Here is a 25,143-nt window from a genome sequence, read left to right on the forward strand (position 1 = left end):
GAGTTGGAGCGAGACGTCCTGATCGTCGGTGCCGGTAGCGCCGGATCAATTCTGGCCGAACGGCTTTCCGTCGATCCGAGCTGCCATGTCACGGTCGTGGAAGCCGGTCCGGCGCCCAGTGACCCTCGGGTGGCGGCGCAGATCACCGATGCGCTGCGCCTGCCGATCGGGGCTGCCAGTTCGGTGGTTCGCCACTATGTCTCGGTACTGACCGAGCACCCGCCCCGGCACACCGAGATCATCCGGGGATCGGTGGTGGGTGGCTCCGGTGCGGTCAACGGCGGTTATTTCTGCCGGGGACTGCCAGGAGACTTCGACCGGTGGGCCGTGCCGGGGTGGGGCTGGGACGATGTACTGCCGCATTTCCGTGCCATCGAGACGGATCTGGATTTCGATACCTCCCTGCATGGCGACGCCGGGCCGATCACGGTCCGCCGGGTACGCGAATTCGACGGGTGCACAGCATCTTTCGTCGACGCGGCGATGGGTACCGGGTTCGGCTGGATCGATGACCTCAACGGGTCCACCGCTGCGACGGCACTGCCGGCCGGGGTCGGCGCCGTTCCGCTGAACATCAACGGCGGCAACAGGGTTGGCCCGGGTGGTGCCTACCTGCAACCGGCGCTAGGGCGGCCCAATCTCCGGTTGGTGACCGACACCCGGGTCCACCGCGTGCTGTTCCGTGCGAACCGGGCTGTCGGAGTGCAGTGCGAAGACGGATCTGTTCTCAGTGCCGATCGAATTGTGCTGTGTTCTGGGGCAATTGGATCAGCCCAGCTGCTGCTGCTGTCGGGCATCGGGCCGGCGGCTGAGCTCGAAGCGCTCGGCATCGAGGTGGTCTCGGATCTTCCGGTCGGCATGCACACCGTGGACCATCCGGAATGGGTGCTGCCGGTCTCCTGGACGCCGACTCACGACCTGCCGCCGCTGGAGGCCGTGCTGACCACCGACGGCGGCATCGAAGTGCGTCCGTACACCGCAGGTTTTTCGGCCATGGTGCACGGGCCGGGGCACGACCCCGCCGAGCTTCCGCACCTCGGGGTGGCGCTGATGCGCCCGCACTCACGGGGCCGGGTCGGGTTGGCATCGGCCGACCCGACGGTGGCGCCGGTGATCGAGCATCGTTACGACACGGTGGCCGAGGACGTCGACGCTTTGCGCCGGGGCGCGGAACTCGCTCGTGAATTGGTCAGTCACACAGCAGAAGTCGGTGAGGCGTCGTGGTCGACATCGCAGCATCTGGCCGGTACGGCGCCCATGGGAACCGGGGAGCAGGCAGTGCTGGATCCGACCTGCCGGGTGCTGGGCGTCGAGAAACTGTGGGTGGTGGACGGGTCGATCATGCCGGCCATCACCAGCCGCGGCCCGCACGCGACCATTGCCATGATCGGTCATCGGGCTGCGGAGTTCCTGGCGACCTGAGCCGCCGGATCACTCGGAGCTGCTCACCGTCGCGGCCCGGTGCCCAGATCGCGACGAACGTCCCGGCCACCGCGAGCACCGCCGCCATCACCAGCAGAGCCGAGTTGGTGGCGTCGAGGAACGCCTGCTTGGCCAGCTCGCCGACGGCCGCACCCTGTGGGCCGAGTTGTCCGGCTACGGCAAGGGCTTCGGCCAGTGAGCTCAGGATGGGCTCGCGTACCTCGGCGGGAAGTCCGGCCAGCTTGGGCCCCAGGTGATCCTGGTACTGGGCGGCCAGGATGGAACCGGCCACCGCGATGCCCACCGCGGCGCCGACTTCCCGGGTGGTGTCGTTGACCGCGGAGGCCACACCCTGTTTCTCGTCGGGTACGGCGCCCATGATCGCCGAAGTCGTTGGTGCGGTGCACAATCCCATGCCAGTGCTCATGATGAACAGTGGCCAGGCGTAGTCGACGTAGCTGGAATCCAATTCGAGCAGCCGCATGCACATCAGTCCGGCGGCGATCACGAGGAGGCCGAGCGATACGCACAGCCGCAAACCCAGCCGGGGCAGATACCAATGGGTGGTGGCGCCGAGCACCAGCACGGGAAGGATCAATGGGCACAGGGCGATTGCGGTCTGAATCGGGCTGTATCCCATGACGAGCTGGATGTACTGCATGCTGACGAAGAAGTACCCGAAGTTCGCGAAGAACAGGAACGTGACGCCCACCGCGCCGGTGGCAAAGTCAGGCTTTCTGAACAACCGGACATCGAGCAGCGGGTGCCGGCTCTTGAGCTGGGCGACGGTGAAGGCCGCCCCGAGGGCGATTCCGCCGGCGATGCAACCCCATACCACCGGGTGCGTCCAACCGCGCATCGGCGCCTCCACCACCCCGAGTACGAAGACCGCCACCGCCGCGCCGATGAGGAGCGCCCCGAACCAGTCCAGCGGTGTGGCGTCCTCATCCCGGGAGGACGGCACCGTGCAGGTCAGGATGAACAGCCCGACCCCGGCGATGGCGAACGCTGCGAAGATCGACTGCCACGCCCAGAAGTGCAGCAACCCACCGGTGACGAGAAAGCCGAAGACAGCGCCCGATCCGACGACACCGGCCCAGATCCCAACTGCCTTGTTGCGCTCGGATTTCGGAAATGCCGCGGTGAGCAGGGACAGGGTGGCCGGCATGATGAAGGCTGCGCCGGCCCCGGCCACCGCACGGGAAATGATCAGGTGAACGGGGTCGTCGAAGAGCAGAGGTGCCGCCGAGGCCAGGATGAAGACCGCGAGCCCGGTCAGCAGGGCACCGCGTCTGCCGTAGCGGTCGCCGATCGCGCCGGCCGGTAGCAGCAGGCAGGCGAGCACCAGGGTGTATCCGTCGATCACCCAGGTGAGTTGGGCCTGGGTGGCTGCGGTCTGACGGGCGATGTCGGGTAGGGCGGCGTTGAGCGCCACCATCGAGGCGATCACGATGGAGACGTCCATGCAGGCCACCGCGAGCAGCCAATATCGCTTCCGGATCGACAGATACGCCAGGCCTGGGTCGATATCCTGGCCAGACTCGACGAGGGTGTCGGACATGCCGTCCTCCTTCGTCGGTGAAGTTTCGAGACTAACAGTCTTGGAGCGAGACGGTAAGTCTGTTTTATGGAGGTGTGGGCGCATGACCGCCGAAAGCCGTGACCCCCGGCCGGCCCGATCCCGGGCCCGGTTGCTCGAGGCAGCCACGACGCTGTTGCGCTCGGGCGGGCCCAGTGCGGTGACAGTCGACGCGGTCACCCGGGCGGCGAACGTGGCCAGGGCGACGTTGTATCGGCACTTCCCGAGCGGAAATGACTTGCTGGCCGCGGCTTTTCGGGCGCTCATCCCGGCGGCGCCGATGCCGCCGGCGGACGGCTCGCTGCGGGACCGGCTGATCGCCCTGGTTCAGGCGCAGGCCGATTCGATTGCCGAGGCTCCGATCAGCGTCACCGCCATGTCGTGGCTGGCCCTCGGTGGTGACATGGAGCAGTTGCCGTGGCGGAGCGATGACAGCGCCGAGGTGCGGACATTGCGTGAGCGGGTGGCCGAACAGTACGCGTTGCCGTTCGAGGCGATCTTCGACAGTCCCGAGGCGCTCGCCGAACTCGGCGAGGTGGATCGGACGCAGGCCGCCGCGCTACTGCTGGGGCCGATCGTGTTGGGCAAGCTCAGCACGCTGGCCGAGTTCGATTACACCAGGTGTGTGCAGGCCGCGGTGGATGGCTTCCTGGCCACCCACCGGCGGACCGGGCAGGCTCAGCGCAGCGAGTAACGAATCGGCAGGTGCTTGAGCCCACCGACGAACGTGGTCGCGGAAAGCTCTGGTGTTCCGGCCAATTCGATGGAATCCAGCCGACCGAGCAGCTCGGTGAACAAGCTGTTCATCTCCATCCTGGCCAGTGCTGCACCCAGGCAGAAGTGCACGCCGTATCCGAATGCCAGGTGCTTGTTCGGATCCCGGCCGACGTCGAAGCGATGTGGGTTGTCGAAGATCTCTTCGTCACGGTTGCCGGAAACATAGGCCAGGTAGACGGATTCGCCCTTGGCGATCGGTACGCCGCGCACGGTGGTGTCGGCGGTGGCGGTGCGCATGAACTCCTTGACCGGGGTGGACCACCGGATCATCTCTTCGACCGCGGTGCCCATCAGATCGGGTTGCGCCTTCAGTCTGGCGAGTTGGTCCGGGTTCTCGATGAGTGCATGGAGTCCGCCCGAGATCGCGTCCTTGGTGGTGTCGTGTCCCGCGCTGGCGACGATCACGTAGTACGACGCGGTGTCTACGTCGGACAGCGGTTCCCCGTCGATGGTGCCGTTGGCGATCGCCGAGGCCAGGTCCGCGGTCGGGTTGGCGCGGCGCGACGCGGTCAGCGTCGAGAAGTAGGCGAAGAAGTCCATCAGTACGGCGAGCTGATCTTCCAGTGAGCCCCCCTCGCGCTTGTACTCGTCGTCGTCGCCGCCGAACATCTCCTGGGTCAGCATGTGCATGCGGCCGAAGTCCTCTTCGGGCAGCCCGAGCAGCGACATGATCACGTAGAGCGGGAAGTCGACGGCGATGGCGGTGACGAAGTCGCACTCGGGCCCGATGTCGCGCATCTTGTCGACATAGCGCTTGGCGAGCTCGTCCACCCGGACCTTGAGGTCACGCATTGCCTTGGGGCGGAACCAATCTGCGCCGATCGCCCGAACCTTGCGGTGGTGCGGGTCGTCCATGTGGATCAGTGTGCGCAGGCCCATGCCGGCCTCGAGCTGTTGTTTGGCCAGATCGTCGGCCGCCGCGGTGGCCAGCAGGGGCCTGGGCTCGCTGATGAACAGCTCGTTGTCCCGCTCGATCGCCATGATGTCGGCGTGCTTGGTGATGGCCCAGAACGGCCGGTAGGGCCGATTGTCGACCCAGGCCACCGGGTTGTTCGCGCGCAGATGGGTCAGCGCGGTGTGCAGGCGTGCATCGTCGGCGTAAGCCGTCGGATCGGCGAGCACCTTCGCGGCGTCATCCATTGTCGGCGCGCTCATACAGACTCCTCACTGGCAGAACTTGACGGGTGTCAATTGCCACCATATGTGATCGGCGCCACGTAAGGGAGTCGAATATGCCGATCGGCCCCGTACGCTCGCAGCCATGCGGTCCGGGCGTCGCGTCGTCGCGTTGCTGGCAGTGTTGGCCATGCTGGTGGGAGGCTGTGCACGGGGTGGCGGCCGGGCGGCGACGCCCGGCAGTTCAGCTGCCGCTCCGCCCGGCCTGGTGCAAGGGCAGGACCCGGCAGTGGTCCGGACCGCTGCCGGAACCTTGCGCGGCACAGTGGTATCCGACCATCGGTTGTTCGCCGGTGTGCCGTATGCCGCCGCGCCGGTGGGCCCCATGCGATTCGCGGCACCGGTCCCCGCGCCGGGCTGGCCGGGGGAGCGTGACGCCACCCGCCCGGGTCCGCGGTGCATCCAGGACCCCGATTCCGATCCCGAACGCGGAGCGAACACCGCCGAGGACTGCCTGAACCTGAACGTCTGGACGCCGCCGGTCTCGGAGGAGAAGCGTCCCGTCATGGTCTGGATCCACGGCGGCGCGTTCGCCGGCGGCAGCAGTGGCATCTACGACGCGGGACGGCTGGCCGCGCACGGCGACATCGTCGTGGTGACGATCAACTACCGCCTCGGGGCGCTCGGGTTCCTGGCTCACCCGGCCCTGGGCGCCGGTGGCGACGTCGGCAACTACGGTCTGGCTGACCAGCGGGCGGCGCTGCAGTGGGTGCGCGACAACATCGCCGACTTCGGCGGCGATCCGGAAAAGGTCACTGTCGCCGGTGAATCCGCGGGCGGCATGTCGGTGTGCGACCACCTGGTGTCACCCGGCTCGGCGGGGTTGTTCCGGGCCGCGATCCTGATGAGCGCGCCGTGCCAGGCCCAGGCCGATCTCGCCGCCGCGACCCGCCGCTCGCTCGACTACGCGGCCGCTGCCGGCTGCCCCGACCCCGCGGTGGCGGCCACCTGCCTGCGGGCCCTGCCGGTGGACAGTCTGCGGAAACCGGTGTGGTACTTCAATATCGGCAGCGACGAGCTGACCGGTCCGGTCACCGGGTCGACTGTGATTCCGCAGGCCCCGCTGGCCGCGTTCGCATCGGACCGGGCCGAACCGGTGCCGGTGCTCATCGGCACCACCCGCGATGAGTTCACGCTCTTCGTGGCGTTGCGCTACCTGCGCCTGGGACAGCGCTACGTCGCGGGGGATTACCCGCGGCTGCTGTCCGAGACGTTCGGTGTCGATGCCGCGGCCGTCGGCGCACACTATCCCGTCGATCGGTACGGCGGTGTGGCGCAGGCATATTCGGCGGCGGTCACCGACGGTGAATTCAGCTGTGTGTCGGAGCGGATGGCCGGTGAGCTCTCTCGCACCGGACCGGTCTACGCCTACGAGTTCAACGATCGCTCTGCCCCCGCACCCGAGGTCATGCGAACGCTGCCCTTCCCGGTCGGAGCCAGTCACTCGCTGGAGCTCCGCTATCTGTTCGACGTCGGCGGGGCGCCGCCGCTGGACCCGGCGCAGCAGCGACTTTCGGACCAGATGATCGACTACTGGAGCGCCTTCGTGCGCACCGGCGACCCGGCGGTCGACGGTCAACCGGACTGGCCCCACTACGGTGACGGCCGAATGTCGTTGCGGGCCGACGGCAGTCGCGTCGACAATGGCTACCCAGATGAGCATCAATGCCCGTTCTGGGCTGGGTTGAGGGAGAAGTGAACTCGATGGCGACACCGGATCCGCAGGCCTTTGCCGAGGAATGGGTGCGTGCGTGGAACGCGCACGACGTGGACGCGGTACTCGCGCATTTCCACGACGACGTGGTGTTCAGTTCACCGGTAGCCGCCCGCCTCTTCCCCGAGACCGGGGGTGTGGTGCGGGGCAAGGACTCGCTGCGGCATTACTGGACGACGGCGCTGGTCGGCATGCCGGACCTGCATTTCGAGGTGCTGGCGACCTATCGCGGCGAATCGGCCCTGGTGATCCACTACCGCAACCAGAACGGCGGGCTGGTCAACGAGGTGCTGCTGTTCGACGGCGCACTGGTGCGCGAAGGGCACGGCACCTATCTGGACTAGCGCCGACTGTGCGCTCAAATCGCGGACTCGGCGCACATCGCGATCTGAGGGCACGCTCGGCGACCTAGGCCGGCGTCACCCAGGTGGTGATATCGGCGTGCACCACCTCGACGCCGTGGCGGTCGGTGATGCTGACCGGCACCACGATGTCGGTGCCTTCGGTGATGGTGCCGAAATCTGGCGGAGTGAGCTCGGCGCGGGCCCGCAGCGAGGTGGTGGCCTTGGCGAGGTACTGCACATTCATGGCCTTGGGGATCCAGCGGTGCGTTGTCGGCACGGTGGCTTCCATGAGCATGCCCATCGCCATCTCCGCGGCATTGCACGACGCGATGGCGTGCACGGTGTGCAGGTGGTTGTAGACGTAGAACCACTTCGGCACCGTCACCTCGGCCAGTCCCGGTTCCATCCGGACGACGTGGGGGAGGACCGACGCGAAGTAGGGCACCCGGGCCATGGCTGCGGCGGAGAACGCCCAGCTGCCGCCGGGCAGCGATGACAACTTCTTCCATGCTTTATAGGTAGCGCTGGGTGTGCCCACCGGAGACTGCGTCATGCGCCATACCTTACTCAAAAGTAAGTTCGGCAGAGTGTCACCAGCGCCGTCGCGGGTGAAGCGCAGTGGCGGACCGAAGCGCGTTCTTCCGCCATGGCGCTACATACGCGGACCGCGTCTGGCCGACGGGTGTCTGAGGTCGGAAAACACTGGGAGATCCGCTAGTTGGAGGCTCGTTGCTGCCGGCCGCGCCGACGGGCCCCGACCTGCTCGATCGCGGATTTGGAGCACGCCCAGATCTAGGGCATACTGTTCGGGTTGCCTTGAGCCGGGTATTCCTGGCCGGGCATCCGACCCGCGCCCCCACGGGCGCATCCGGTCCCAACATTAGATCGCGACTGATTTTCAGGGCGAGAAAATGTGCGCGAAGGCGACACGCCCGACCGCGGGGGCCGGTGGACCACAGACAGGTAAACAGCGGCGGCAAATACTCGGCGCACCCGCGCCGGGGACCAGGCCCGACGGGTTTCGGTGGGTTTTCCCATCGAGGCTTCGATACGGCCGGCCGATGTACGAAGTAGAGGTAGGAGAAGCGTGGCGGGACAGAAGATCCGCATCAGGCTCAAGGCCTACGACCATGAGGCCATTGATGCCTCGGCGCGCAAGATCGTCGAGACGGTCACCCGTACCGGTGCCAGTGTGGTGGGCCCCGTGCCGCTGCCGACCGAGAAGAACGTGTACTGCGTGATTCGGTCGCCGCACAAGTACAAGGACTCGCGGGAGCATTTCGAAATGCGTACCCACAAGCGACTGATCGACATCCTCGACCCGACGCCGAAGACGGTTGACGCGCTCATGCGCATCGATCTGCCGGCCAGTGTCGACGTCAACATCCAGTAGGAGACCCGAGAAAAATGGCTAGAAAAGGCATTTTGGGCACCAAGCTGGGCATGACGCAGGTGTTCGACGAGAACAACAAAGTCGTCCCGGTGACGGTCGTCAAGGCCGGCCCCAACGTGGTGACCCTTATCCGTACCCCCGAGCGCGACGGCTACAGCGCCGTGCAGCTCGCCTATGGCGAGATCAGCCCGCGCAAGGTCAACAAGCCCGTCACCGGTCAGTACGCCGCCGCGGGTGTCAACCCGCGCCGCCACCTGGCTGAGCTCCGGGTCGACGAGGCTGCCGCCGCCGAGTACGAAGTGGGCCAGGAGCTGACCGCCGAGATCTTCGCCGACGGTGCTTACGTCGACGTGACCGGCACCAGCAAGGGCAAGGGCTTCGCCGGAACCATGAAGCGTCACGGCTTCGCCGGCCAGGGCGCCTCGCACGGCGCCCAGGCAGTGCACCGCCGCCCCGGCTCCATCGGTGGCTGCGCCACCCCGGGCCGTGTGTTCAAGGGCACCCGGATGTCGGGCCGCATGGGCCACGACCGGGTGACCACGCAGAACCTCAAGGTTCACAAGGTCGATGCCGAGAACGGCGTGCTGTTGATCAAGGGCGCCATCCCCGGACGCAACGGTGGTCTGGTGGTTGTCCGCAGCGCAATCAAGCGAGGCGAGAAGTAATGACTCTCAAAATTGATGTGAAGACGCCGGCAGGCAAGAAGGACGGCTCCGTGGAGCTGCCCGCCGCGCTGTTCGACGTCGAGCCGAACATCGCTCTGATGCACCAGGTCGTCAACGCCCAGTTGGCCGCCAAGCGCCAGGGCACGCATGCCACCAAGACGCGGGCCATGGTGTCCGGCGGTGGCAAGAAGCCGTACCGCCAGAAGGGCACCGGCCGCGCCCGTCAGGGTTCGACCCGTGCACCGCAGTTCACCGGTGGTGGCGTCGTCCACGGCCCGCAGCCGCGCGACTACAGCCAGCGGACCCCGAAGAAGATGATCGCGGCCGCTCTGCGCGGTGCGCTCTCGGACCGGGCCCGCAACGAGCGCATCCACGCGATCACCGAACTGATCGAGGGCCAGACCCCGTCGACCAAGAGCGCCAAGGCGTTCCTGGGCAGCCTGACCGAGAACAAGAAGGTTCTCGTCGTCATCGGCCGCACCGATGAGGTCGGCGCCCGCAGCGTCCGCAACCTGCCTGGTGTGCACGTGATCTCGCCGGATCAGCTGAACACCTACGACGTGCTCAACGCTGACGACGTGGTGTTCTCGGTCGAGGCTCTGAACGCCTACATCGAGGCCAACACGAAGAAAGAGGAGGTGTCGGCCTGATGGCTACCGTGACCGACCCCCGCGACATCATCCTGGCCCCGGTCATCTCGGAGAAGTCGTACGGGCTGATCGAGGACAACGTGTACACGTTCGTCGTGCACCCGGACTCCAACAAGACGCAGATCAAGATCGCTATCGAGAAGATCTTCGACGTCAAGGTGAGCTCGGTGAACACCGCCAACCGGCAGGGCAAGCGCAAGCGCACCCGCTCGGGCTTCGGTAAGCGCAAGGACACCAAGCGCGCCATCGTGACCCTGGCCGCCGGCAGCAAGCCGATCGAGCTTTTCGGAGCCCCGGCGTAACGCCGGGAACTAAGAGGATTTAACTGATATGGGAATTCGCAAGTACAAGCCGACGACCCCGGGTCGTCGCGGTTCGAGCGTCTCCGATTTCGCCGAGATCACTCGCTCGACTCCGGAGAAGTCGCTCATCCGTCCGCTGCACGGCACCGGTGGGCGTAACGCGCACGGCCGCATCACCACCCGGCACAAGGGTGGCGGCCACAAGCGTGCATACCGCCTCATCGACTTCCGTCGCCACGACAAGGACGGCGTCAACGCCAAGGTCGCTCACATCGAGTACGACCCCAACCGCACCGCCAACATCGCGCTGCTGCACTACCTGGACGGCGAGAAGCGCTACATCATCGCGCCGCAGGGTCTGAAGCAGGGCGACGTCATCGAGCAGGGGCCGAACGCCGACATCAAGCCCGGCAACAACCTGCCGCTGCGCAACATCCCCGCCGGCACCGTGATCCACGCTGTGGAGCTGCGGCCCGGTGGCGGTGCCAAGCTGGCCCGCTCGGCCGGTGTGAGCATCCAGCTGCTGGGTAAGGAAGGCACCTACGCCTCGCTGCGTATGCCCTCCGGTGAAATCCGTCGCGTCGACGTGCGCTGCCGCGCCACCGTCGGCGAGGTGGGCAACGCCGAGCAGGCCAACATCAACTGGGGCAAGGCCGGCCGTATGCGGTGGAAGGGCAAGCGCCCGACCGTCCGTGGTGTCGTCATGAACCCGGTTGACCACCCGCATGGTGGTGGTGAAGGCAAGACCTCCGGTGGCCGCCACCCGGTCAGCCCGTGGGGCAAGCCCGAGGGCCGCACCCGCAAGCCCAACAAGCCGAGCGACAAGCTCATCGTCCGTCGCCGGCGCACCGGCAAGAAGCGCTAGGCCGCGGAAGGAGTAGCAGCGATGCCTCGTAGTCTCAAAAAGGGTCCGTTCGTCGACGACCATCTGCTCAAGAAGGTCGACGTTCAGAACGAGAAGAACACCAAGCAGGTCATCAAGACCTGGTCGCGTCGGTCGACCATCCTCCCCGACTTCATCGGGCACACCTTTGCGGTGCATGACGGCCGCAAGCATGTCCCGGTGTTCGTCACGGAGGCGATGGTCGGGCACAAGCTCGGCGAATTCGCCCCGACGCGCACCTTCAAGGGTCACATCAAGGACGACCGGAAGAGCAAGCGGCGATGAGTACCACAGTCACTGAATACCCGTCCGCGACGGCGCAGGCACGCTTCGTGCGTGTCTCGGCCAGCAAGGCCCGTCGTGTCATCGACCTGGTCCGCGGCAAGAGTGTCGAGCAAGCCCTCGACATCTTGCGGTGGGCGCCGCAGGCCGCCAGCGAACCGGTCGCCAAGGTGATCGCCAGCGCTGCCGCCAATGCGCAGAACAACGAGGGCCTGGACCCGACGACGCTGGTGGTTGCGACCATCCACGCCGATGAGGGTCCGACCGCCAAGCGCATCCGTCCGCGTGCCCAGGGGCGTGCGTTCCGGATCCGCAAGCGGACCAGCCACATCACCGTGATCGTGGAAAGCCGTCCGCCCAAGCAGAAGGGTGCGGCCGCCGGTTCGGCACGTAGCCGTCGCGCTCAGGGCAGCAAGGCCGCGACCGCCACGAAGAAGTCTGCCGAGACGAAGGGAGGCTCGGAGTAGTGGGCCAGAAGATCAATCCCCACGGCTTCCGGCTCGGCATCACGACCGAGTGGAAGTCCCGCTGGTACGCCGACAAGCAGTACAAGGACTACGTGAAGGAAGACGTCGCCATCCGGCGTCTGCTGGCCACTGGTCTTGAGCGTGCTGGCATCGCCGACGTGGAGATCGAGCGCACTCGCGACAGAGTCCGAGTTGACATCCACACCGCGCGCCCCGGCATCGTCATCGGTCGCCGCGGCACCGAGGCCGACCGTATCCGTGCCGACCTGGAGAAGCTGACCGGCAAGCAGGTTCAGCTCAACATCCTCGAGGTGAAGAACCCGGAGTCGACGGCGCAGCTCGTCGCCCAGGGTGTCGCCGAGCAGCTGAGCAACCGTGTGGCGTTCCGCCGCGCGATGCGCAAGGCGATCCAGTCGGCGATGCGTCAGCCCAACGTCAAGGGCATCCGGGTGCAGTGCTCGGGCCGCCTCGGCGGTGCTGAGATGAGCCGCTCGGAGTTCTACCGCGAGGGTCGGGTTCCGCTGCACACGCTGCGCGCGGACATCGACTACGGCCTGTACGAGGCCAAGACCACCTTCGGCCGGATCGGCGTGAAGGTGTGGATCTACAAGGGCGACATCGTCGGTGGTAAGCGTGAGCTGACCGCCGCCGCACCGGCCAGCGACCGGCCGCGTCGTGAGCGTCCGTCGGGCACCCGGCCGCGTCGTAGCGGTTCTTCGGGCACCACGGCGACGAGCACCGAAGCCGGCCGCGCCGCCACCGGAGATGCGCCCGCCGCTACTGAGGCTGTCGCTGCTGAGGCTGCGCCTGCCGCTGAGAGCACGGAGAGCTAAATCATGCTGATTCCCCGTAAGGTCAAGCACCGCAAGCAGCACCACCCGCGCCAGCGTGGCATCGCCAGCGGTGGCACGCAGGTGAGCTTCGGTGACTACGGCATCCAGGCCCTCGGCCACGCCTACATCACCAACCGGCAGATCGAGTCCGCTCGTATCGCCATCAACCGGCACATCAAGCGTGGCGGCAAGGTGTGGATCAACATCTTCCCGGACCGTCCGCTGACCAAGAAGCCCGCCGAGACCCGCATGGGTTCCGGTAAGGGTTCGCCGGAGTGGTGGATCGCCAACGTGAAGCCGGGCCGCATTTTGTTCGAGATCAGCTACCCCGACGAGAAGATCGCCAAGGAAGCACTGACTCGCGCAATCCACAAGCTGCCGATCAAGGCACGCATCGTGAGTCGAGAGGAGCAGTTCTGATGGCAGTGGGAACTACGCCTGGTGAGCTGCGTGAACTGTCCGACACCGAGTTGACGGCAAAGCTGCGCGAGTCCAAGGAAGAGCTGTTCAACCTGCGCTTCCAGATGGCGACCGGTCAGCTGGCCAACAACCGTCGGCTGCGCGTCGTGCGCCAGGAGATTGCACGGGTTTACACCGTGCTGCGTGAACGTGAGTTGGGTCTGGCTTCCGGGCCCGTTGGTGAGGATTCGTAATGGCAGAGACCAAGGGCCCCAAGCACACCCCGGCCACCGAGAAGCCGCGCGGCCGTCGTAAGACCGCCATCGGCTACGTGGTGAGCGACAAGATGCAGAAGACCATCGTGGTCGAGCTGGAAGATCGTAAGAGCCACCCGCTCTACGGCAAGATCATCCGGACCACCAAGAAGGTCAAGGCGCACGACGAGAACGGCGACGCCGGCATCGGCGACCGCGTCTCGTTGATGGAGACCCGGCCGACGTCGGCCACCAAGCGGTGGCGGCTGGTCGAGGTGTTGGAAAAGGCGAAGTAGCGAAGGCTCCTTCTCTTCTCCGCGCGAGCAGACAGAAAAGTGCCCCAAACCCCTTCGGGTTTGGGGCACTTTTGCGTCTGGTCGCTAAGAGTAGACCCGAACCAGTAGCGCCGTGTTCACCGGTGGGTGCGAATTGATTATTCCCTCACCCTTTTTGGGTGAGGGAACTCAATTATGTCGACCATTTGCGAATGCGGTCGATATGCCACCGCGACGACATCGAGTGCCCGACGCTGAAGACCAACTGCCCGACGGCCGGCTCCGTCGACCCGTGCTTCCTCGAAGGCCGGAAGTGGCGGGTGGGCGTAATCGACATTTCAGATTGAGCTGCATTGATTTTCGGAACTCGGCCGTCGCAGCGAGGCGACATCTGTTTGCTTGCTGTCTGATTCGATTTACCGGCAACGGGCGGGTCGCAGCGCTCTTTGTGTAACCATTGAGATCGCTGGGGTGAATTACCCGCCAATTGGATGGTGCAGAGGCATAATTTGCACGCATGGATCCCAATTCGAAGTCATATCAAGCTGATAAGCCTGACGAATTGCGTGCGAGGTTGCCGCGGCGGAGGGTGCTGGGCGGTCTGGCGGTGGCGGGTGTCGCAACCACGCTGATCGCAGCCTGCAACGACGAGTCTGGTGGGGCTGCCGGCGGATCACCCGGCGGTGGTGATCTGAACACCGACAACAGTGTCAAGGGTGCGAGCGAGGCAACCAAGGCGGCCAACCAGAAGCTGCTCGACACACTGCCGTTCAACGACAAGGGCGACTTCGAGGATGCCAAGCGCGGCTTGATCGCCAAGCCCGAAACCCTGACGATCAAGGATGCCGACGGCAACGTTGTCTGGGACATGGAGGAGTACAAGAAGTACATCTCCGATGACAAGGCGGCGCCCGATACCGTCAACCCCAGCTTGTGGCGCATGACTCAGCTCAACATGCAGTACGGACTGTTCGAGGTGGTCAAGGACCGGATATACCAAGTGCGGGGCTATGACCTGTCCAACATCACCTTCATCAAGGGTGATACGGGCTGGATCGTGATCGACCCCGTGGTCTCGGCGGAAACTGCGAAGGCCGCTTTGGATCTGACGAACGAGAAGCTGGGTCCCCGCCCGGTTGTCGCGGTGGTACACAGCCATTCGCACATCGACCATTACGGCGGCGTGCGCGGTGTCGTCAACCAGGCAGACGTCGACTCCGGCAAGGTGAAGATCATCGCTCCGGTCAACTTCGTAGAGGACGTGATCAGCGAGAACGTGATCGCCGGCAATGCGATGAGCCGTCGTGCGGTGTACATGTTCGGGGCGCTGCTCCCGCGCAACGCCCAGGGGGGTGTGGGAGCTGGTCTGGGCCAGACCAATTCGACCGGAACCGCCGGCATGATCATTCCGACCGACATCATCGACCACACGGGTCAGAAGGTGACGATCGACGGCGTCGAGATGGAATTTCAGTACACGCCCGGCACTGAGGCGCCCACTGAGATGAACACTTTTTTCCCGCAGTTCAAGGCCATGTGGATGGCCGAGAACACCACCAACACCATGCACAACCTGCTGACTTTGCGTGGCGCGCAGGTGCGTGACGGACTGGTCTGGGCCAAGTTCATCGACGAGACGATCCGTCGCTATGGCGAGAACACAGAGGTCAAGTTCCAGAGTCACCACTGGCCCAAGTGGGGCAACGCCAACATCATCGACTACTGGAAGCGTCAACGCGATCTGTACAAATACATTCACGACCAATCGGTTCGGATGATGAACAACGGTCTGGTGGGCTCCGAGATCGCTGAAGAGATCACGTTGCCGCCGGAACTCAACAACTTCTGGCCGGACCGCGGCTATTACGGAACCCTGAAGCACAATTCACGAGCGGTGTATCAGCGGTACATGGGGTGGTATGACGCCAACCCGTCGGATCTCGACGATCTGCCGCCAGAGCCCGCCGCCAAAAAGTATGTCGAGTACATGGGCGGCGAAGGTGCGGTTCTGGACAAGGCGAAGAAGGATTTCGACGCCGGCAACTACCGCTGGACCGCCACGGTGCTCAAGCAGGTGGTGTTCGCCAACCCCAACAACACCGATGCCAAGAACCTGCTCGCTGACTCGTACGAGCAATTGGGGTATCAGGCCGAATCGGGCCCCTGGCGCTCGATATATCTGCAGGGTGCGTATGAGCTACGTAATGGCGTGCCCGACACCGGAGGCCTCGACAGCGCGAGCCCCGACACGGTCAAGGCGATGCCGCCCGACATGTTGTTCGACTACCTGGCGGTGCGCCTGAACGGAGAGAAAGCCACCGGGAAGAACCTGACGATGAACGTCAATTTCAAAGACATCAAGAAGGAATACGGCCTGACTGTCGAAAACGCCGTCCTCAACTACGCCCCGGAGCCGGTGCCGAACGCCAACGCGAGCGTCACCCTCGACAAGGTGACCCTCGACGACATCCAGCTGGGTAATCTCAAGCTGGAGGACGCGATCGCACAGAACAAGGTGACCATCGACGGGAACCGCGGTTCGTTCGACGAGTTCATGGGTCTGCTCGACACCTTCCCCTTCTGGTTCAATATCGTCACCCCCTAGCTGGGACAATGGTGTGTTGCCCTGTGGTCCGCAGGGCGACACGCCGTGCCCGGGACAGTGATCGACAGGAACCAACGTGCAGCCCTCCGGAACATCATCGATGCATCCGGTGCCGTGGTTTCTCGCCACGACACCGTCGTCGAGTCCGGGTATGTTGCCGCGTCAGGCGATCGGCCGCACGCTGGATGAGCACACCGCCAGGAGGCGCGCCGTGCTTGTCGCCGCTCCCTCGGGGTTTGGCAAGACCGTCGCCGTCGCACAGTGGACCCTCGAGCGTCAACGGGCCGAACCGGGCTCGGTGGCATGGCTGACACTGACCGAGCGGATCAACGACCGCAGCGATGTGCTGCGCGGCATGTTGACCGCACTGCTGAACACCGCGCGCGATGCGGGGGACAGCTCGCTGGACCAGTCCTTGTCAGGCGCATTCGAGTCGGCGACCTACGACGCGGCCGTTGCCGCGCTCCTGGCCATCGATCCGGGTCGAAACGTGACCATCGTGATCGACGACTTCCAGTTCGCGCGGGCGGTGTGGGGCGATGACGACGTGGTGGAACTGGTCGAGAACGGCCCACAGTGGTTGCGGTTTGTCCTGATCACAACCGATCCGGTCGGCCCTGCGTGGGCGCGACTGCGGGTCCACGACAAGGTTGCGGTGATCGGTTCGGCCGATCTGGCCTTCACCCGAGACGATGTCCAGGCGCTGGTCGAACGAGGCGACACGTCGGTCCGGCCCGAGGACGTCGACCGCATCATGACGGAGAGCGGCGGTTGGCCCGGTGCAGTTCGACTCATCCTGGTCAGCGGCGACGAAGCCGCCGCGTTCTCCGACGATGTCGACCTCACCGATTACATCGGTACCGCCGTGCTGGCCCGGATGCGGCCGGATCTGGCCGAATTCGCGCTGAAGGCCACTGTGTGCCCGCGGGTGGACGAACGACTGGCCCGTGTACTCACGGACCGACCGGACAGTGGTGAACTGCTCAATGACTGTGTTGCCGCCGGTCTGTTCCTCGAACGTATCGGTTCCGGAGAAAGTGCTGTCTTTCAATGGCATTCGATCTTCGTCAAGCACTGCCGGGAGATCCTGAGGCGGCGCCACCCCGAGGAGTGGACACGGCTCAACCGGTTGGCGGCGGCCGAGCTGGCACAGCAGTATCCGCTGGAAGCGGTGGACTACGCCATCCGGGGTGACGACCGCTGCGGGTACGACATCGTCGCCGAAAGCTGGCTCGAGCTGCTGCTGCAATCTCGTACGGGCGCACTCGATCTGGCGTGCGTGCGACTCACCGAAGCTTTCGGTGAGACTCCGGAGGTTCTGATGATCCGGTCCAGCTGCCGAGCCATGGCCGGCGACGACGTCACGGCGGCGCTGTTGTTCAACCGGGCCGGGGGAATTCCGCAGTCGGAGAAGGGTCCGGGGCGGCTCGATCTCATTGCCGATCTCACACAGCTCCTGATCTCTGACGACCGCGAAGTGATGGACCGCGCTGCCGGACGCGTCGAGGCCGCGTTGTCAGACCGTGATCTGGTCGCGCCGCGTATCTATGCGTGTGCGTTGTTCGTCCTGGGCTGGGCGGATTCGCGGATGCGGCGCAGTCCGACGCGTGGTTCGGAGTATCTGGAGGCCGCGGTGCACGAGTGTGTGGCCCTCGGGTTGTCGGAGGTGGCTCACCGCGCCCGGCAGAGCCTTGCGTTCGCGCTGGCCCACTCGGGCGAATTGGGCCGTGCACAGCAGGCGCTGCACCTGGCGGTGTCATCTGACGAATCCACTCCTGAGTTGTGGCTGTCCCACGACGGTGACGGCATCGAACGATTCACTTCAGGCTGGATTCACTTCTGGCATGGTGAGATCGCTGCGGCCGTTGAGGATTTGATTCCATCGAGCGGCACCGTCGGCGTCGGTTACCCCGATACGTCACGGATGTTCCTGGCGTTCAGTGCGGCCACCTTGCGTGACAACGGCGTGCTCGCCACCGCCGAGGCCGTCGTGGCCCGCATGCCCGATGCCGACACTCACGGCGTGCCGTGGGTCAGCTACAAGACGGCCAGCCGCGCCCGCCTGGCCGAGGCTCGCGGAGATCATGACCTTGCGCTGGAGCTGGCTGCGAGTGTGGTCGGTTCTCGACATGTTCCGATGGTGTCGGCGGTCCTGGCCGGGATGTGCCGTCGTCTGGGCGCGCTCGACCTGGCTGATCGGCTGGCCCACCAGGCGCTGGAGCCGCAGCTACCGGGGTACATCGCCGCCTATGCCCTCTACACGCTGGCGTTGTTGTCCTGGCAGCACGGGCAGGCCGAGCAGGCTCACAAACGGATGGAAGAGGTGGTGGCTGCGGCGTGCCCGGAGCACGTGCGGTACCAGTTCGTCGACAACCCCGATGCGGTGTGCCAAGAGCTGCTCGCCGCTCACCGCTCGTACACCGCCTACCCCGATTTCGTCGAGCAAGCCCTTTTGGCGAGCGCGCACCGCCGGTCGGATTCTGGCGCGGCCGGCCTGACACCGCGCGAGCGGGAGATCCTCACCTTCCTGAGGACGCCGATGACGATGCAGGAGATCGCCGGCAAGATGGCGATTTCGGTGAACACGCTCAAGACCCATCAGCGCGCCATCTACAAGAAACTCGGTGCGACCAATCGACGGGAAGCCATCAACCGGGCGGCCCGTTAACGTGAAGCCGTGACCGACGAACTCGTCTCCGTGTATGACGCCGACGGCAATGCCGTTGGTGCGGCGCCCCGTTCACGGGTGTACGCCGAGGGGCTCTGGCACGCGAGCGCCGGTGTGCTGGTGCGTTCGATGGACGGCGCCCGGATCTACGTCCACCGGCGCACCATGACCAAGGCGGTGTTCGCCGGCATGCACGACTGCCTGGCCGGCGGCGTCGTCGACCCGGGGGAGACGCCGGTGCAGGCCGCAGCCCGGGAACTGGCCGAGGAACTCGGCATCAGTGGCCCACCGCTGACTGCGCTGGCGTCGACGGCCTGGGACGGGCAATGGGCCGGAAAACCCATGCGGTGTCACCTGTATGCATTCGAGGCGCGCTGGGATGGTCCGATCCGTCATCAACCCGAAGAGATCGTGGACGGCTGGTGGTGGACCGATGAGGAACTGGCCGCGCACCTGGCCGATCCGGCCTGGCCGTTCGTGCCCGACACCCGGGTGTTGATCGGCGACCTGCTGCGCTTACGTCAACACCGTTGAGGTAGTGCGGGAAATCCTTCTTACTGGTGTTACATCACCATCGAGGAAGAACCCGTGCAAACCGCATTTGAACGAAACGCTCCTGCTGTGAGCCTCGTTGATCACTCACTGGCCAACACCGTGTTGCAGCCGTTCTGGCTTGACGACATGCCGGATCAGCCCAACTACCCGGTGCTGACCAGTGCGTCGTCGCACTACGACCTCGTCGTGGTCGGCGGTGGGTACACCGGGCTGTGGTCGGCGCTGCTGGCCAAGCAACGGAACCCCGGCATCCGGGTCGCCGTCGTCGAGGGGCAGACGATCGGCTGGGCGGCATCGGGGCGCAACGGCGGCTTCGTCGAGGCCTCGCTCACTCACGGCGTCGAGAACGGCCGCAGCCGATGGCCCGACGAGATCGACGTCCTCGACCGGTTCGGAGTGGAGAACCTCGACGCCATCGAGAAGACCGTCGATGCGCTGGATCTGGACTGTGACTTCGAGCGGACCGGCTCGATTGCGGTCGCGGTCGAGCCCCACCAGGCCGCCGAACTGGCCGGCGCCGCGCTGCGGTCCGATCAGGTCTACTTCGATCAGCAGGCCATGCGCAACGAGGTCAACTCACCCACATACCTGGCCGGCGTGTGGTCGAAGGACGCTGCCGCGCTGGTCCATCCCGCCAAGCTCGCGAGCGAACTCGCCCGTGCCGCAGGTGCACTCGGCGTGGACATCTATGAGTACAGCAAGGTGCTCGGGCTCGATCAGAATCGTCGCGGCGGGTCACTGTCGGTGCGCACCGAGCGCGCGTCGGTGCGTGCCGACCGAGTCATCTTGGCGACGAACGGTTTTCCGTCACTGCTCAAGCGCTACCGCTATCACACGGTGCCGGTGTACGACTACGCGTTGATGACCGAACCCCTCACCGATTCCCAGCTGGCCGAAATCGGTTGGAGCAACCGGCAGGGCATCAGCGACATGTCGAACCAGTTCCACTACTACCGGTTGTCCAAGGACAACCGCATCCTGTGGGGCGGGTATGACGCGATCTATCACTTCGGTGGACGGATCCGGCCTCAGTACGAGGACCGTGACGCAACTTATCGGCGCCTCGCCGGTCACTTCTTCACGACGTTCCCGCAACTCGAGGACGTCAGGTTCAGCCACCGCTGGGCCGGCGTGATCGACACCTCGACCCGGTTCTGCGCGTTCTTCGGCTCCGCCTATGGCGACCGCGTCGGGTACGCCGCCGGTTTCACCGGGCTCGGTGTGGCGGCAACGCGTTTCGCGGCGGAGGTCATGCTCGACCGCTTCACCGGTAAGCCGACTCCCCGCACCGAGCTCGAAATGGTCAGGTCCATGCCCCTGCCGTTCCCGCCGGAACCGTTGGCCTCGGCCGGGATTCAGGCCACGCGCTGGTCACTGGACCGGGCCGATCATCGCCAGGGCCGTCGCAACGTCCTGCTGAAGGCACTCGATTCCGTGGGGCTGGGGTTCGACTCGTGAGTCACGAGGCGTCGGTCGATGTCGTCGATGTCACGGCCCTGGTGCTCGACCACACGGCAATTCCGCCCGAGTCGGTGGTGGCGGGAGCGCCGACGACGGCGCATTGCGACCTGGTCTCGTTGTCGGACAAGAGTATCGGCGTCTGGGAGCACACGCCGGGTGTGTCGCGAGATGTGGAGTCCGACGAGGTGTTCGTCGTGCTCAGTGGCGATGCCACCATCACATTCGACGACGGCTCCCCGGCAATCGGTCTCCGTGCCGGTGCGCTGGTTCGCCTCCACGCCGGACAGCGCACGACCTGGACGATCCGGGAAACCCTGAGGAAGGTGTACATCACGTAGATAGGGCGGTCCCGCGGCGAATACGATGGTGCGCACATGAGGCAAGCGCGTTGACGTAAGTGCCGAAGGTGGGGCGGATGGGCCGAACATTGAAGTCTGAGTCGCCGCGGCGCCGTCGGCGGCAGACCAAGCAGGGCGTGGTCCTGTCCGAAGAGCTCATCGTCGAGGCCGCACTGCGCGTGCTCCAGTACCACGGTGCCACCGGCTTGACGGTCAGACGCCTCGGCGTCGCGCTGGGCGCCGATCCGACCGCGCTGTACCGCTATTTCCGCGGTATCGAGGATGTGGTGCTGGCCATCACCGATGAGTTGCTGCGACGGGTGGTCGAGGGGTGGGAACCGACCGGCCGTTGGCGGGAGGACATGCGGGAACTCGGCCTGCGCGTGCACCGCGTCTATGTCGATCACCCGCAGGCCGGGGTGCTGGCTGCCAGCCGGGTCACCGGCAGCGCCCACGAGATCCAGGTCATCGAAACGGTTTTGGGTCTGCTGCGGTCGGCCGGATTTCCCGACCGCGAAGCCGTCGAGGTGTACCACGCCTTCATCGACCAGATGCTGGGGTTCGCAGCGCTCGATGCCGCGTTCGAAGCCCTGCCCGCTGAGCATCAGCAGCGCGACGAAGACCGGTGGCGCGATACCTACGCGCGGTTGCCCGCCGAAACTCACCCGAACATCGCCGCCACGAGCCACCTCCTCGACGAGTCGATGAGGCGGAGCGGCTGTGAATCGGCCCTGGAGCTGCTGCTGGACGGTATCTCGTTGCGGCTGGACCGTTTACGGCCCTAGCTGCTCACCCCGCTTTGGCGGCAATGCCGTCGAGCAGTTGATCCAGCCCGGAACGGAATTCCGTCATCTGGTCGTCGGATTGATCGAATACGCCGGCGTCGATCGCTGCCGCCAGAGCCGGGAACCGCACGGGGGTCACGAGGCGCCGCAGCAGCGCGGAGTACTCGCTGTCATCGACGTCGTGAGCCTCGACGGCCAATGCCGCCGAACCGCGCGTGAAAATCAGCACGGCGATGACCGCGGTGAGCTTCTCGCGTTCGGCCAGTGCTGTGCCGGACAGGGCCGCCAGCCCGGCGTCCAGCCAGGCGAGCTGGCCGGGATCTGCCGGCAGGCCGGCGGACGCGGCCTGCAGGATCCATGGATGGCGGTGGTAGACGCTCCACAATTCATGCGCCCAATTCGTCAGTGCCTCACGCCAATTCGCGCCGTCAGGTGCCGCAGGCGGTGTGCCGGGTCCGGTGGCGAGCATGAAGGTGACCAGCTCGTCCTTGTTGGCCACGTGCCGGTACAGCGACATGGTGCCGCACCCGAGTCGCTCGGCCAGCCGGGCCATCGACAGCGCCGCGAGGCCGTCGCTGTCGGCGAGTTCGACGGCGGCGGCGACGATGGCCTCCCGGGTGAGCCCGCGCGCCCGACGCGGCGCCGCGTCGGGTTGCCAGAGCAGGCGCAACGCGCGGGGGAGCGGGGTGTCGGGGCCGGTCATCAACGCTCAGCGTAATCAGTGACATCGGAATGCGTATGTCATACCCTTATGCGTATGACATACGCATCCGGCCGTTCCGTCCGACCGGCGATGGCGCTCGCGGTGGTCGTCGTGGTGTTTCTCGCGTATTCGCTGCCGCCTTATCTGACCGGCGGCACCCGAGTGCCGGCCACGTTCGGGTTGCACTACCCACTGCTGGTCGCACACGTTCTGTTCGCGAGCGTGGCGATGGTGTGCGCAGTCGCGCAGATCTGGCCGGGCCTGCGGCGCCGACATCCGACGCTGCACCGCCGAACCGGACGGGTCTACGTCGCGACGGCCATACCGGCCGCCGTCTGCGCGATCGTGATCGGCGCGGCGACGCCGTTCGGCCCCATCCTGGCGGTCAGCAACGTGACACTCGGTGCGCTGTGGCTCTGGTTCACCGTGGACGGCTTCATCGCGGGCCGGCAACATCGGTTCGGTCGGCACCGCCGTCAGATGCTGCGCAGCGCGACGCTGGCGCTGTCGATCATCACGAACCGGATCTGGGCGCCCGTTCTGTACCTGAGCTTCCAGCCGTTGCGCGACAGTGCCTTCGGTGGCGACGAAGACAGGTATATGTGGTTGGTCGCGGGCGTGGTCGGATGGCTGGGCTGGACGATTCCGCTGCTGTTGCTGCAGTTGTGGATAGGCAGACAGGCAGCGCGCACCGGTTCCCGGTCGGAGTCATTGAGCCGGGTCTGAGGTGGCGGTGATGCGGTCGATCACGGACAGCAGGCCGTCGTCGTCGCCGGCTTGCGCCACATGGCCGCCGAGGGCGCGGTGCAGCGCGCTGTAATAGAGGCCGTCGCCGATCAGTTTCACCGCGCGGGCCACGTCGAGGTCGCCGAGTGCATCGTGCAGAGCATTGAGCCAGTCAGCGGAAACCGCTTCGATGACTGCGCGCGCGTGGTTGTCGCCCGCCTGCTGCAACCGGGAGACCGCCACCAGTGCGCGATCCAGCGGTGTGCTCGCGTACTGCGAGGACCGGATGTAGTAGCGGGCTGGTCCTTCGGGGGCCGCCCGCATCTCGTTCACATCGTCGGCTGCCAGCGTCAGTAGGCGATCGCAGAGCGCGTCGGCGAGGCGATCCTTTGACGGGAAGTGGTAGAGGAGACCACCTTTCGACACACCTGCCTTGGCCGCCACGGCGTCGAGGGTGGCGTAGCGCTCGCCTTCGACGGCGAGTACGTCCTCGTAAGCGTCGAGGATGCGGTCCCGCGACGAAGCCATTCCCAGAGCTTACGACAAGGGATATCGAACTATACCGTCCAGACGGTATAGTAAATCGTCATCACGTCCGTCGATTCCCTATGGAGAAGCTGGTAATGCGCGCCTATCGCGACGTGCTCCGTGTTCCGGGCGTGCTGAACCTGACTGCCTCGCAGCTGTTCGCCCGGCTGCCACTGGGCATGCTCAACCTTGCGATCCTGCTGCATGTCCAGTCCGAGACCGGGTCCTACGCCTTGGCCGGCACCGCGGTGGCGTGTGTCAGTGTCGGAGAAGCGGTGGCCATGCCGGTCACCGCCCGGCTCGCCGCCCGCGCCATGACCACCACGCTGGTCGTCGCGGCCCTCGCGAACGGCGTCGCCATGGTCGCGCTGGCCTTCTGCGGTCCCGCCCCGGCGCTGCTGCTGATGTTGGGAGTAGTGATCGGCGCCTCCGTTCCGCCGCTGATGCCGGTGGTCCGGGCGCTGTACCCACAGCTGGTGCCCCGTGACGGAGTCCGCGCCCTGTTCGCCTTCGACACCACGGCGCAGGAACTGATCTGGGTGGTCGGGCCCGTGGCGGCGACGTTGCTCGCCTCGGCGCTGTCGACCGCGATGCCATTGGTCGCTTCCGCCGCCGTCACCGTGGTCGGCACCGGATGGTTCCTGCTGAGCGCCAAGAGCTTTCGGGCGGACCCGCCGACGGGAAGTGCCGCAGCCTTCGGCCGGGTGATCGCGAACCGGGCGGTGATCCTGGCCATGGCAGCCAGCTTGGCCCTGGTCGCCTCGTTCATGGCGCTCGAAGTCGGCATCGTCGCCGCGTTCGGCCGCGCCGGACTGACGGCCGGCTTGGCCATCGCGGTAGCGAGCGTGGGATCTCTCATCGGCGGTCTGGTGCTCGGGCATCGCAGATTCGGGCTGACCGGATTGGTCACCGCGTTGGCGACCGTGGCCGTGGGGACCGGCGTGTTCGGGCTCATCGACAACCGCGTGCTGCAGTTCGTCGCGTTGTTCGTCTCAGGACTGGGCTTTGCGCCGGCCATGTCGGCGCTGTACCTCATGGTGTCCCGGGAAATCGCCGAGCACTCCGCGACGGAGGCCTTCGGCTGGCTCAACAGCGCCTCGCTCGTGGGCGGGGCAATGGGGACCGCCATCGCCGGCTTCACGGCTGACGCGCACGGTGCAACAGGTCCGGCGGTGGTCTCGACGGTGCTCGCCGCCCTCGCGGCGGCCAGCCCCCTCGTCGCCCGGATGGCTGGCCCGCTAACGGGTCTCACCGATCAACCGCACCCGGAGTTCACATCGAAGGCAACGTCAGTTTCTCCGGCAAATGCCGGCGAGCGGGTGTAACGTCCGGGCGATCGGTCTGATCCGCGCCGAATAG

The 25,143-nt window shown here is 65.8% G+C and carries 28 protein-coding genes; 23 read left to right on the forward strand and 5 right to left on the reverse strand.

What is annotated here, in order from left to right; genetic code table 11:
• Positions 1-3 precede the first annotated feature (3 nt).
• Positions 4-1,422, forward strand: coding sequence for a mycofactocin dehydrogenase MftG (gene mftG / locus AC4LGL_RS04670; RefSeq protein ID WP_491837840.1), 1,419 nt, complete (start codon positions 4-6; stop codon positions 1,420-1,422).
• On the opposite strand, the gene AC4LGL_RS04675 is transcribed toward mftG, so the two are convergent.
• Complete coding sequence (locus tag AC4LGL_RS04675; RefSeq protein WP_491837841.1) at positions 1,352-2,983, reverse strand: MFS transporter; 1,632 nt, start codon at positions 2,981-2,983, stop codon at positions 1,352-1,354. The two genes, mftG and AC4LGL_RS04675, sit on opposite strands and share 71 nt — an antisense overlap.
• Before the next feature lie 82 nt (positions 2,984-3,065).
• Here AC4LGL_RS04675 and AC4LGL_RS04680 point away from each other — a divergent pair, with 82 nt between their 5' ends.
• On the forward strand, positions 3,066-3,695 hold the full coding sequence (locus AC4LGL_RS04680; RefSeq protein WP_491837842.1) for a TetR/AcrR family transcriptional regulator: 630 nt from the start codon (positions 3,066-3,068) through the stop codon (positions 3,693-3,695).
• Here the strand turns inward: AC4LGL_RS04680 and AC4LGL_RS04685 are convergent.
• Positions 3,680-4,933: a cytochrome P450 gene (locus tag AC4LGL_RS04685; RefSeq protein WP_064932854.1), complete on the reverse strand. Its 1,254-nt coding sequence runs from the start codon at positions 4,931-4,933 to the stop codon at positions 3,680-3,682. The genes AC4LGL_RS04680 and AC4LGL_RS04685 overlap by 16 nt on opposite strands.
• Positions 4,934-5,039: 106 nt before the next feature.
• Between AC4LGL_RS04685 and AC4LGL_RS04690 the strand changes: the two genes are divergently transcribed.
• Both AC4LGL_RS04690 and AC4LGL_RS04695 read left to right on the forward strand, forming a co-directional pair.
• Positions 5,040-6,653, forward strand: coding sequence for a carboxylesterase/lipase family protein (locus AC4LGL_RS04690; protein ID WP_491837843.1), 1,614 nt, complete (start codon positions 5,040-5,042; stop codon positions 6,651-6,653).
• 5 nt (positions 6,654-6,658) lie between these two features.
• Positions 6,659-7,012, forward strand: a complete 354-nt coding sequence (locus AC4LGL_RS04695; protein ID WP_491837844.1) for a nuclear transport factor 2 family protein — start codon at positions 6,659-6,661, stop codon at positions 7,010-7,012.
• Between the two features lie 64 nt (positions 7,013-7,076).
• On the opposite strand, the gene AC4LGL_RS04700 is transcribed toward AC4LGL_RS04695, so the two are convergent.
• The gene (locus AC4LGL_RS04700; protein WP_491837845.1) at positions 7,077-7,565 is read right to left on the reverse strand and encodes a hotdog fold domain-containing protein; all 489 of its coding nucleotides are present in this window, start codon (positions 7,563-7,565) and stop codon (positions 7,077-7,079) included.
• A gap of 534 nt (positions 7,566-8,099) precedes the next feature.
• Between AC4LGL_RS04700 and rpsJ the strand changes: the two genes are divergently transcribed.
• From rpsJ to AC4LGL_RS04785, 17 genes are all read left to right on the forward strand, one after another.
• Positions 8,100-8,405 (forward strand): 30S ribosomal protein S10, encoded by a 306-nt coding sequence (gene rpsJ / locus AC4LGL_RS04705; protein ID WP_003883485.1) that lies wholly within the window; start codon positions 8,100-8,102, stop codon positions 8,403-8,405.
• Positions 8,406-8,419: 14 nt separating this feature from the next.
• Positions 8,420-9,070 carry a 50S ribosomal protein L3 gene (gene rplC / locus AC4LGL_RS04710; RefSeq protein WP_044516127.1) on the forward strand — a complete coding sequence of 217 codons (651 nt, stop codon included), beginning with the start codon at positions 8,420-8,422 and terminating at the stop codon, positions 9,068-9,070.
• Entirely contained in the window at positions 9,070-9,720 is a 651-nt protein-coding gene (gene rplD / locus AC4LGL_RS04715) for a 50S ribosomal protein L4 (RefSeq protein ID WP_491837846.1), read from the forward strand. The genes rplC and rplD overlap by 1 nt, the downstream gene beginning before the upstream one ends.
• Entirely contained in the window at positions 9,720-10,022 is a 303-nt protein-coding gene (gene rplW / locus AC4LGL_RS04720; protein WP_064885135.1) for a 50S ribosomal protein L23, read from the forward strand. Before rplD ends, rplW begins: the two co-directional genes overlap by 1 nt.
• Positions 10,023-10,050: 28 nt before the next feature.
• Entirely contained in the window at positions 10,051-10,887 is an 837-nt protein-coding gene (rplB, locus tag AC4LGL_RS04725) for a 50S ribosomal protein L2 (RefSeq protein WP_044516133.1), read from the forward strand.
• Positions 10,888-10,908: 21 nt separating this feature from the next.
• Entirely contained in the window at positions 10,909-11,190 is a 282-nt protein-coding gene (gene rpsS, locus AC4LGL_RS04730) for a 30S ribosomal protein S19 (RefSeq protein ID WP_003883480.1), read from the forward strand.
• Positions 11,187-11,654 carry a 50S ribosomal protein L22 gene (rplV, locus tag AC4LGL_RS04735; protein WP_491837847.1) on the forward strand — a complete coding sequence of 156 codons (468 nt, stop codon included), beginning with the start codon at positions 11,187-11,189 and terminating at the stop codon, positions 11,652-11,654. The genes rpsS and rplV overlap by 4 nt, the downstream gene beginning before the upstream one ends.
• A complete protein-coding gene (gene rpsC, locus AC4LGL_RS04740; protein ID WP_491837848.1) occupies positions 11,654-12,487 on the forward strand; it encodes a 30S ribosomal protein S3 in 834 nt (277 codons plus the stop codon). The genes rplV and rpsC overlap by 1 nt, the downstream gene beginning before the upstream one ends.
• A 3-nt stretch (positions 12,488-12,490) precedes the next feature.
• Positions 12,491-12,907: a 50S ribosomal protein L16 gene (rplP, locus tag AC4LGL_RS04745; RefSeq protein ID WP_205262643.1), complete on the forward strand. Its 417-nt coding sequence runs from the start codon at positions 12,491-12,493 to the stop codon at positions 12,905-12,907.
• Entirely contained in the window at positions 12,907-13,140 is a 234-nt protein-coding gene (gene rpmC, locus AC4LGL_RS04750; RefSeq protein WP_055109978.1) for a 50S ribosomal protein L29, read from the forward strand. Before rplP ends, rpmC begins: the two co-directional genes overlap by 1 nt.
• Complete coding sequence (gene rpsQ, locus AC4LGL_RS04755; protein ID WP_055109976.1) at positions 13,140-13,436, forward strand: 30S ribosomal protein S17; 297 nt, start codon at positions 13,140-13,142, stop codon at positions 13,434-13,436. Before rpmC ends, rpsQ begins: the two co-directional genes overlap by 1 nt.
• Before the next feature lie 496 nt (positions 13,437-13,932).
• Positions 13,933-16,020, forward strand: a complete 2,088-nt coding sequence (locus AC4LGL_RS04760) for an alkyl/aryl-sulfatase (RefSeq protein WP_491837849.1) — start codon at positions 13,933-13,935, stop codon at positions 16,018-16,020.
• 151 nt (positions 16,021-16,171) lie between these two features.
• A complete protein-coding gene (locus AC4LGL_RS04765; RefSeq protein WP_491837850.1) occupies positions 16,172-18,688 on the forward strand; it encodes a winged helix-turn-helix domain-containing protein in 2,517 nt (838 codons plus the stop codon).
• A gap of 9 nt (positions 18,689-18,697) precedes the next feature.
• A complete protein-coding gene (locus AC4LGL_RS04770; RefSeq protein ID WP_491837851.1) occupies positions 18,698-19,222 on the forward strand; it encodes an NUDIX hydrolase in 525 nt (174 codons plus the stop codon).
• A gap of 54 nt (positions 19,223-19,276) precedes the next feature.
• Positions 19,277-20,701, forward strand: a complete 1,425-nt coding sequence (locus AC4LGL_RS04775) for an NAD(P)/FAD-dependent oxidoreductase (protein ID WP_491837852.1) — start codon at positions 19,277-19,279, stop codon at positions 20,699-20,701.
• On the forward strand, positions 20,698-21,042 hold the full coding sequence (locus tag AC4LGL_RS04780) for a cupin domain-containing protein (protein ID WP_491837853.1): 345 nt from the start codon (positions 20,698-20,700) through the stop codon (positions 21,040-21,042). The genes AC4LGL_RS04775 and AC4LGL_RS04780 overlap by 4 nt, the downstream gene beginning before the upstream one ends.
• 77 nt (positions 21,043-21,119) lie before the next feature.
• The gene (locus tag AC4LGL_RS04785) at positions 21,120-21,827 is read left to right on the forward strand and encodes a TetR/AcrR family transcriptional regulator (protein ID WP_491837854.1); all 708 of its coding nucleotides are present in this window, start codon (positions 21,120-21,122) and stop codon (positions 21,825-21,827) included.
• Positions 21,828-21,831: 4 nt separating this feature from the next.
• Here the strand turns inward: AC4LGL_RS04785 and AC4LGL_RS04790 are convergent, their stop codons facing one another.
• Entirely contained in the window at positions 21,832-22,530 is a 699-nt protein-coding gene (locus AC4LGL_RS04790; protein ID WP_491837855.1) for a TetR/AcrR family transcriptional regulator, read from the reverse strand.
• 54 nt (positions 22,531-22,584) lie between these two features.
• Between AC4LGL_RS04790 and AC4LGL_RS04795 the strand changes: the two genes are divergently transcribed.
• Positions 22,585-23,256 (forward strand): DUF2306 domain-containing protein, encoded by a 672-nt coding sequence (locus AC4LGL_RS04795; protein ID WP_491837856.1) that lies wholly within the window; start codon positions 22,585-22,587, stop codon positions 23,254-23,256.
• Here AC4LGL_RS04795 and AC4LGL_RS04800 read toward each other — a convergent pair.
• Positions 23,239-23,784 (reverse strand): TetR/AcrR family transcriptional regulator, encoded by a 546-nt coding sequence (locus tag AC4LGL_RS04800; RefSeq protein WP_491837857.1) that lies wholly within the window; start codon positions 23,782-23,784, stop codon positions 23,239-23,241. The two genes, AC4LGL_RS04795 and AC4LGL_RS04800, sit on opposite strands and share 18 nt — an antisense overlap.
• An 80-nt stretch (positions 23,785-23,864) precedes the next feature.
• Between AC4LGL_RS04800 and AC4LGL_RS04805 the strand changes: the two genes are divergently transcribed.
• A complete protein-coding gene (locus AC4LGL_RS04805; protein ID WP_491837858.1) occupies positions 23,865-25,109 on the forward strand; it encodes an MFS transporter in 1,245 nt (414 codons plus the stop codon).
• The last annotated feature ends 34 nt before the right edge of the window (positions 25,110-25,143 follow it).

It is taken from the genome of Mycolicibacterium arcueilense, from assembly GCF_058536225.1.

Excerpts from the sequence above, each read along its gene's own strand:
- AC4LGL_RS04675 (WP_491837841.1), bottom strand. The coding sequence starts at position 2,983 with ATGTCCGACACCCTCGTCGAGTCTGGCCAGGATATCGACCCAGGCCTG.
- AC4LGL_RS04680 (WP_491837842.1), top strand. The coding sequence starts at position 3,066 with ATGACCGCCGAAAGCCGTGACCCCCGGCCGGCCCGATCCCGGGCCCGG.
- AC4LGL_RS04685 (WP_064932854.1), bottom strand. The coding sequence starts at position 4,933 with ATGAGCGCGCCGACAATGGATGACGCCGCGAAGGTGCTCGCCGATCCG.
- AC4LGL_RS04690 (WP_491837843.1), top strand. The coding sequence starts at position 5,040 with ATGCGGTCCGGGCGTCGCGTCGTCGCGTTGCTGGCAGTGTTGGCCATG.
- AC4LGL_RS04695 (WP_491837844.1), top strand. The coding sequence starts at position 6,659 with ATGGCGACACCGGATCCGCAGGCCTTTGCCGAGGAATGGGTGCGTGCG.
- AC4LGL_RS04700 (WP_491837845.1), bottom strand. The coding sequence starts at position 7,565 with ATGACGCAGTCTCCGGTGGGCACACCCAGCGCTACCTATAAAGCATGG.
- rplC (WP_044516127.1), top strand. The coding sequence starts at position 8,420 with ATGGCTAGAAAAGGCATTTTGGGCACCAAGCTGGGCATGACGCAGGTG.
- rplD (WP_491837846.1), top strand. The coding sequence starts at position 9,070 with ATGACTCTCAAAATTGATGTGAAGACGCCGGCAGGCAAGAAGGACGGC.
- rplW (WP_064885135.1), top strand. The coding sequence starts at position 9,720 with ATGGCTACCGTGACCGACCCCCGCGACATCATCCTGGCCCCGGTCATC.
- rplB (WP_044516133.1), top strand. The coding sequence starts at position 10,051 with ATGGGAATTCGCAAGTACAAGCCGACGACCCCGGGTCGTCGCGGTTCG.
- rpsS (WP_003883480.1), top strand. The coding sequence starts at position 10,909 with ATGCCTCGTAGTCTCAAAAAGGGTCCGTTCGTCGACGACCATCTGCTC.
- rplV (WP_491837847.1), top strand. The coding sequence starts at position 11,187 with ATGAGTACCACAGTCACTGAATACCCGTCCGCGACGGCGCAGGCACGC.
- rplP (WP_205262643.1), top strand. The coding sequence starts at position 12,491 with ATGCTGATTCCCCGTAAGGTCAAGCACCGCAAGCAGCACCACCCGCGC.
- rpmC (WP_055109978.1), top strand. The coding sequence starts at position 12,907 with ATGGCAGTGGGAACTACGCCTGGTGAGCTGCGTGAACTGTCCGACACC.
- rpsQ (WP_055109976.1), top strand. The coding sequence starts at position 13,140 with ATGGCAGAGACCAAGGGCCCCAAGCACACCCCGGCCACCGAGAAGCCG.
- AC4LGL_RS04760 (WP_491837849.1), top strand. The coding sequence starts at position 13,933 with ATGGATCCCAATTCGAAGTCATATCAAGCTGATAAGCCTGACGAATTG.
- AC4LGL_RS04765 (WP_491837850.1), top strand. The coding sequence starts at position 16,172 with ATGTTGCCGCGTCAGGCGATCGGCCGCACGCTGGATGAGCACACCGCC.
- AC4LGL_RS04785 (WP_491837854.1), top strand. The coding sequence starts at position 21,120 with ATGGGCCGAACATTGAAGTCTGAGTCGCCGCGGCGCCGTCGGCGGCAG.
- AC4LGL_RS04790 (WP_491837855.1), bottom strand. The coding sequence starts at position 22,530 with ATGACCGGCCCCGACACCCCGCTCCCCCGCGCGTTGCGCCTGCTCTGG.
- AC4LGL_RS04795 (WP_491837856.1), top strand. The coding sequence starts at position 22,585 with ATGACATACGCATCCGGCCGTTCCGTCCGACCGGCGATGGCGCTCGCG.
- AC4LGL_RS04800 (WP_491837857.1), bottom strand. The coding sequence starts at position 23,784 with ATGGCTTCGTCGCGGGACCGCATCCTCGACGCTTACGAGGACGTACTC.
- AC4LGL_RS04805 (WP_491837858.1), top strand. The coding sequence starts at position 23,865 with ATGGAGAAGCTGGTAATGCGCGCCTATCGCGACGTGCTCCGTGTTCCG.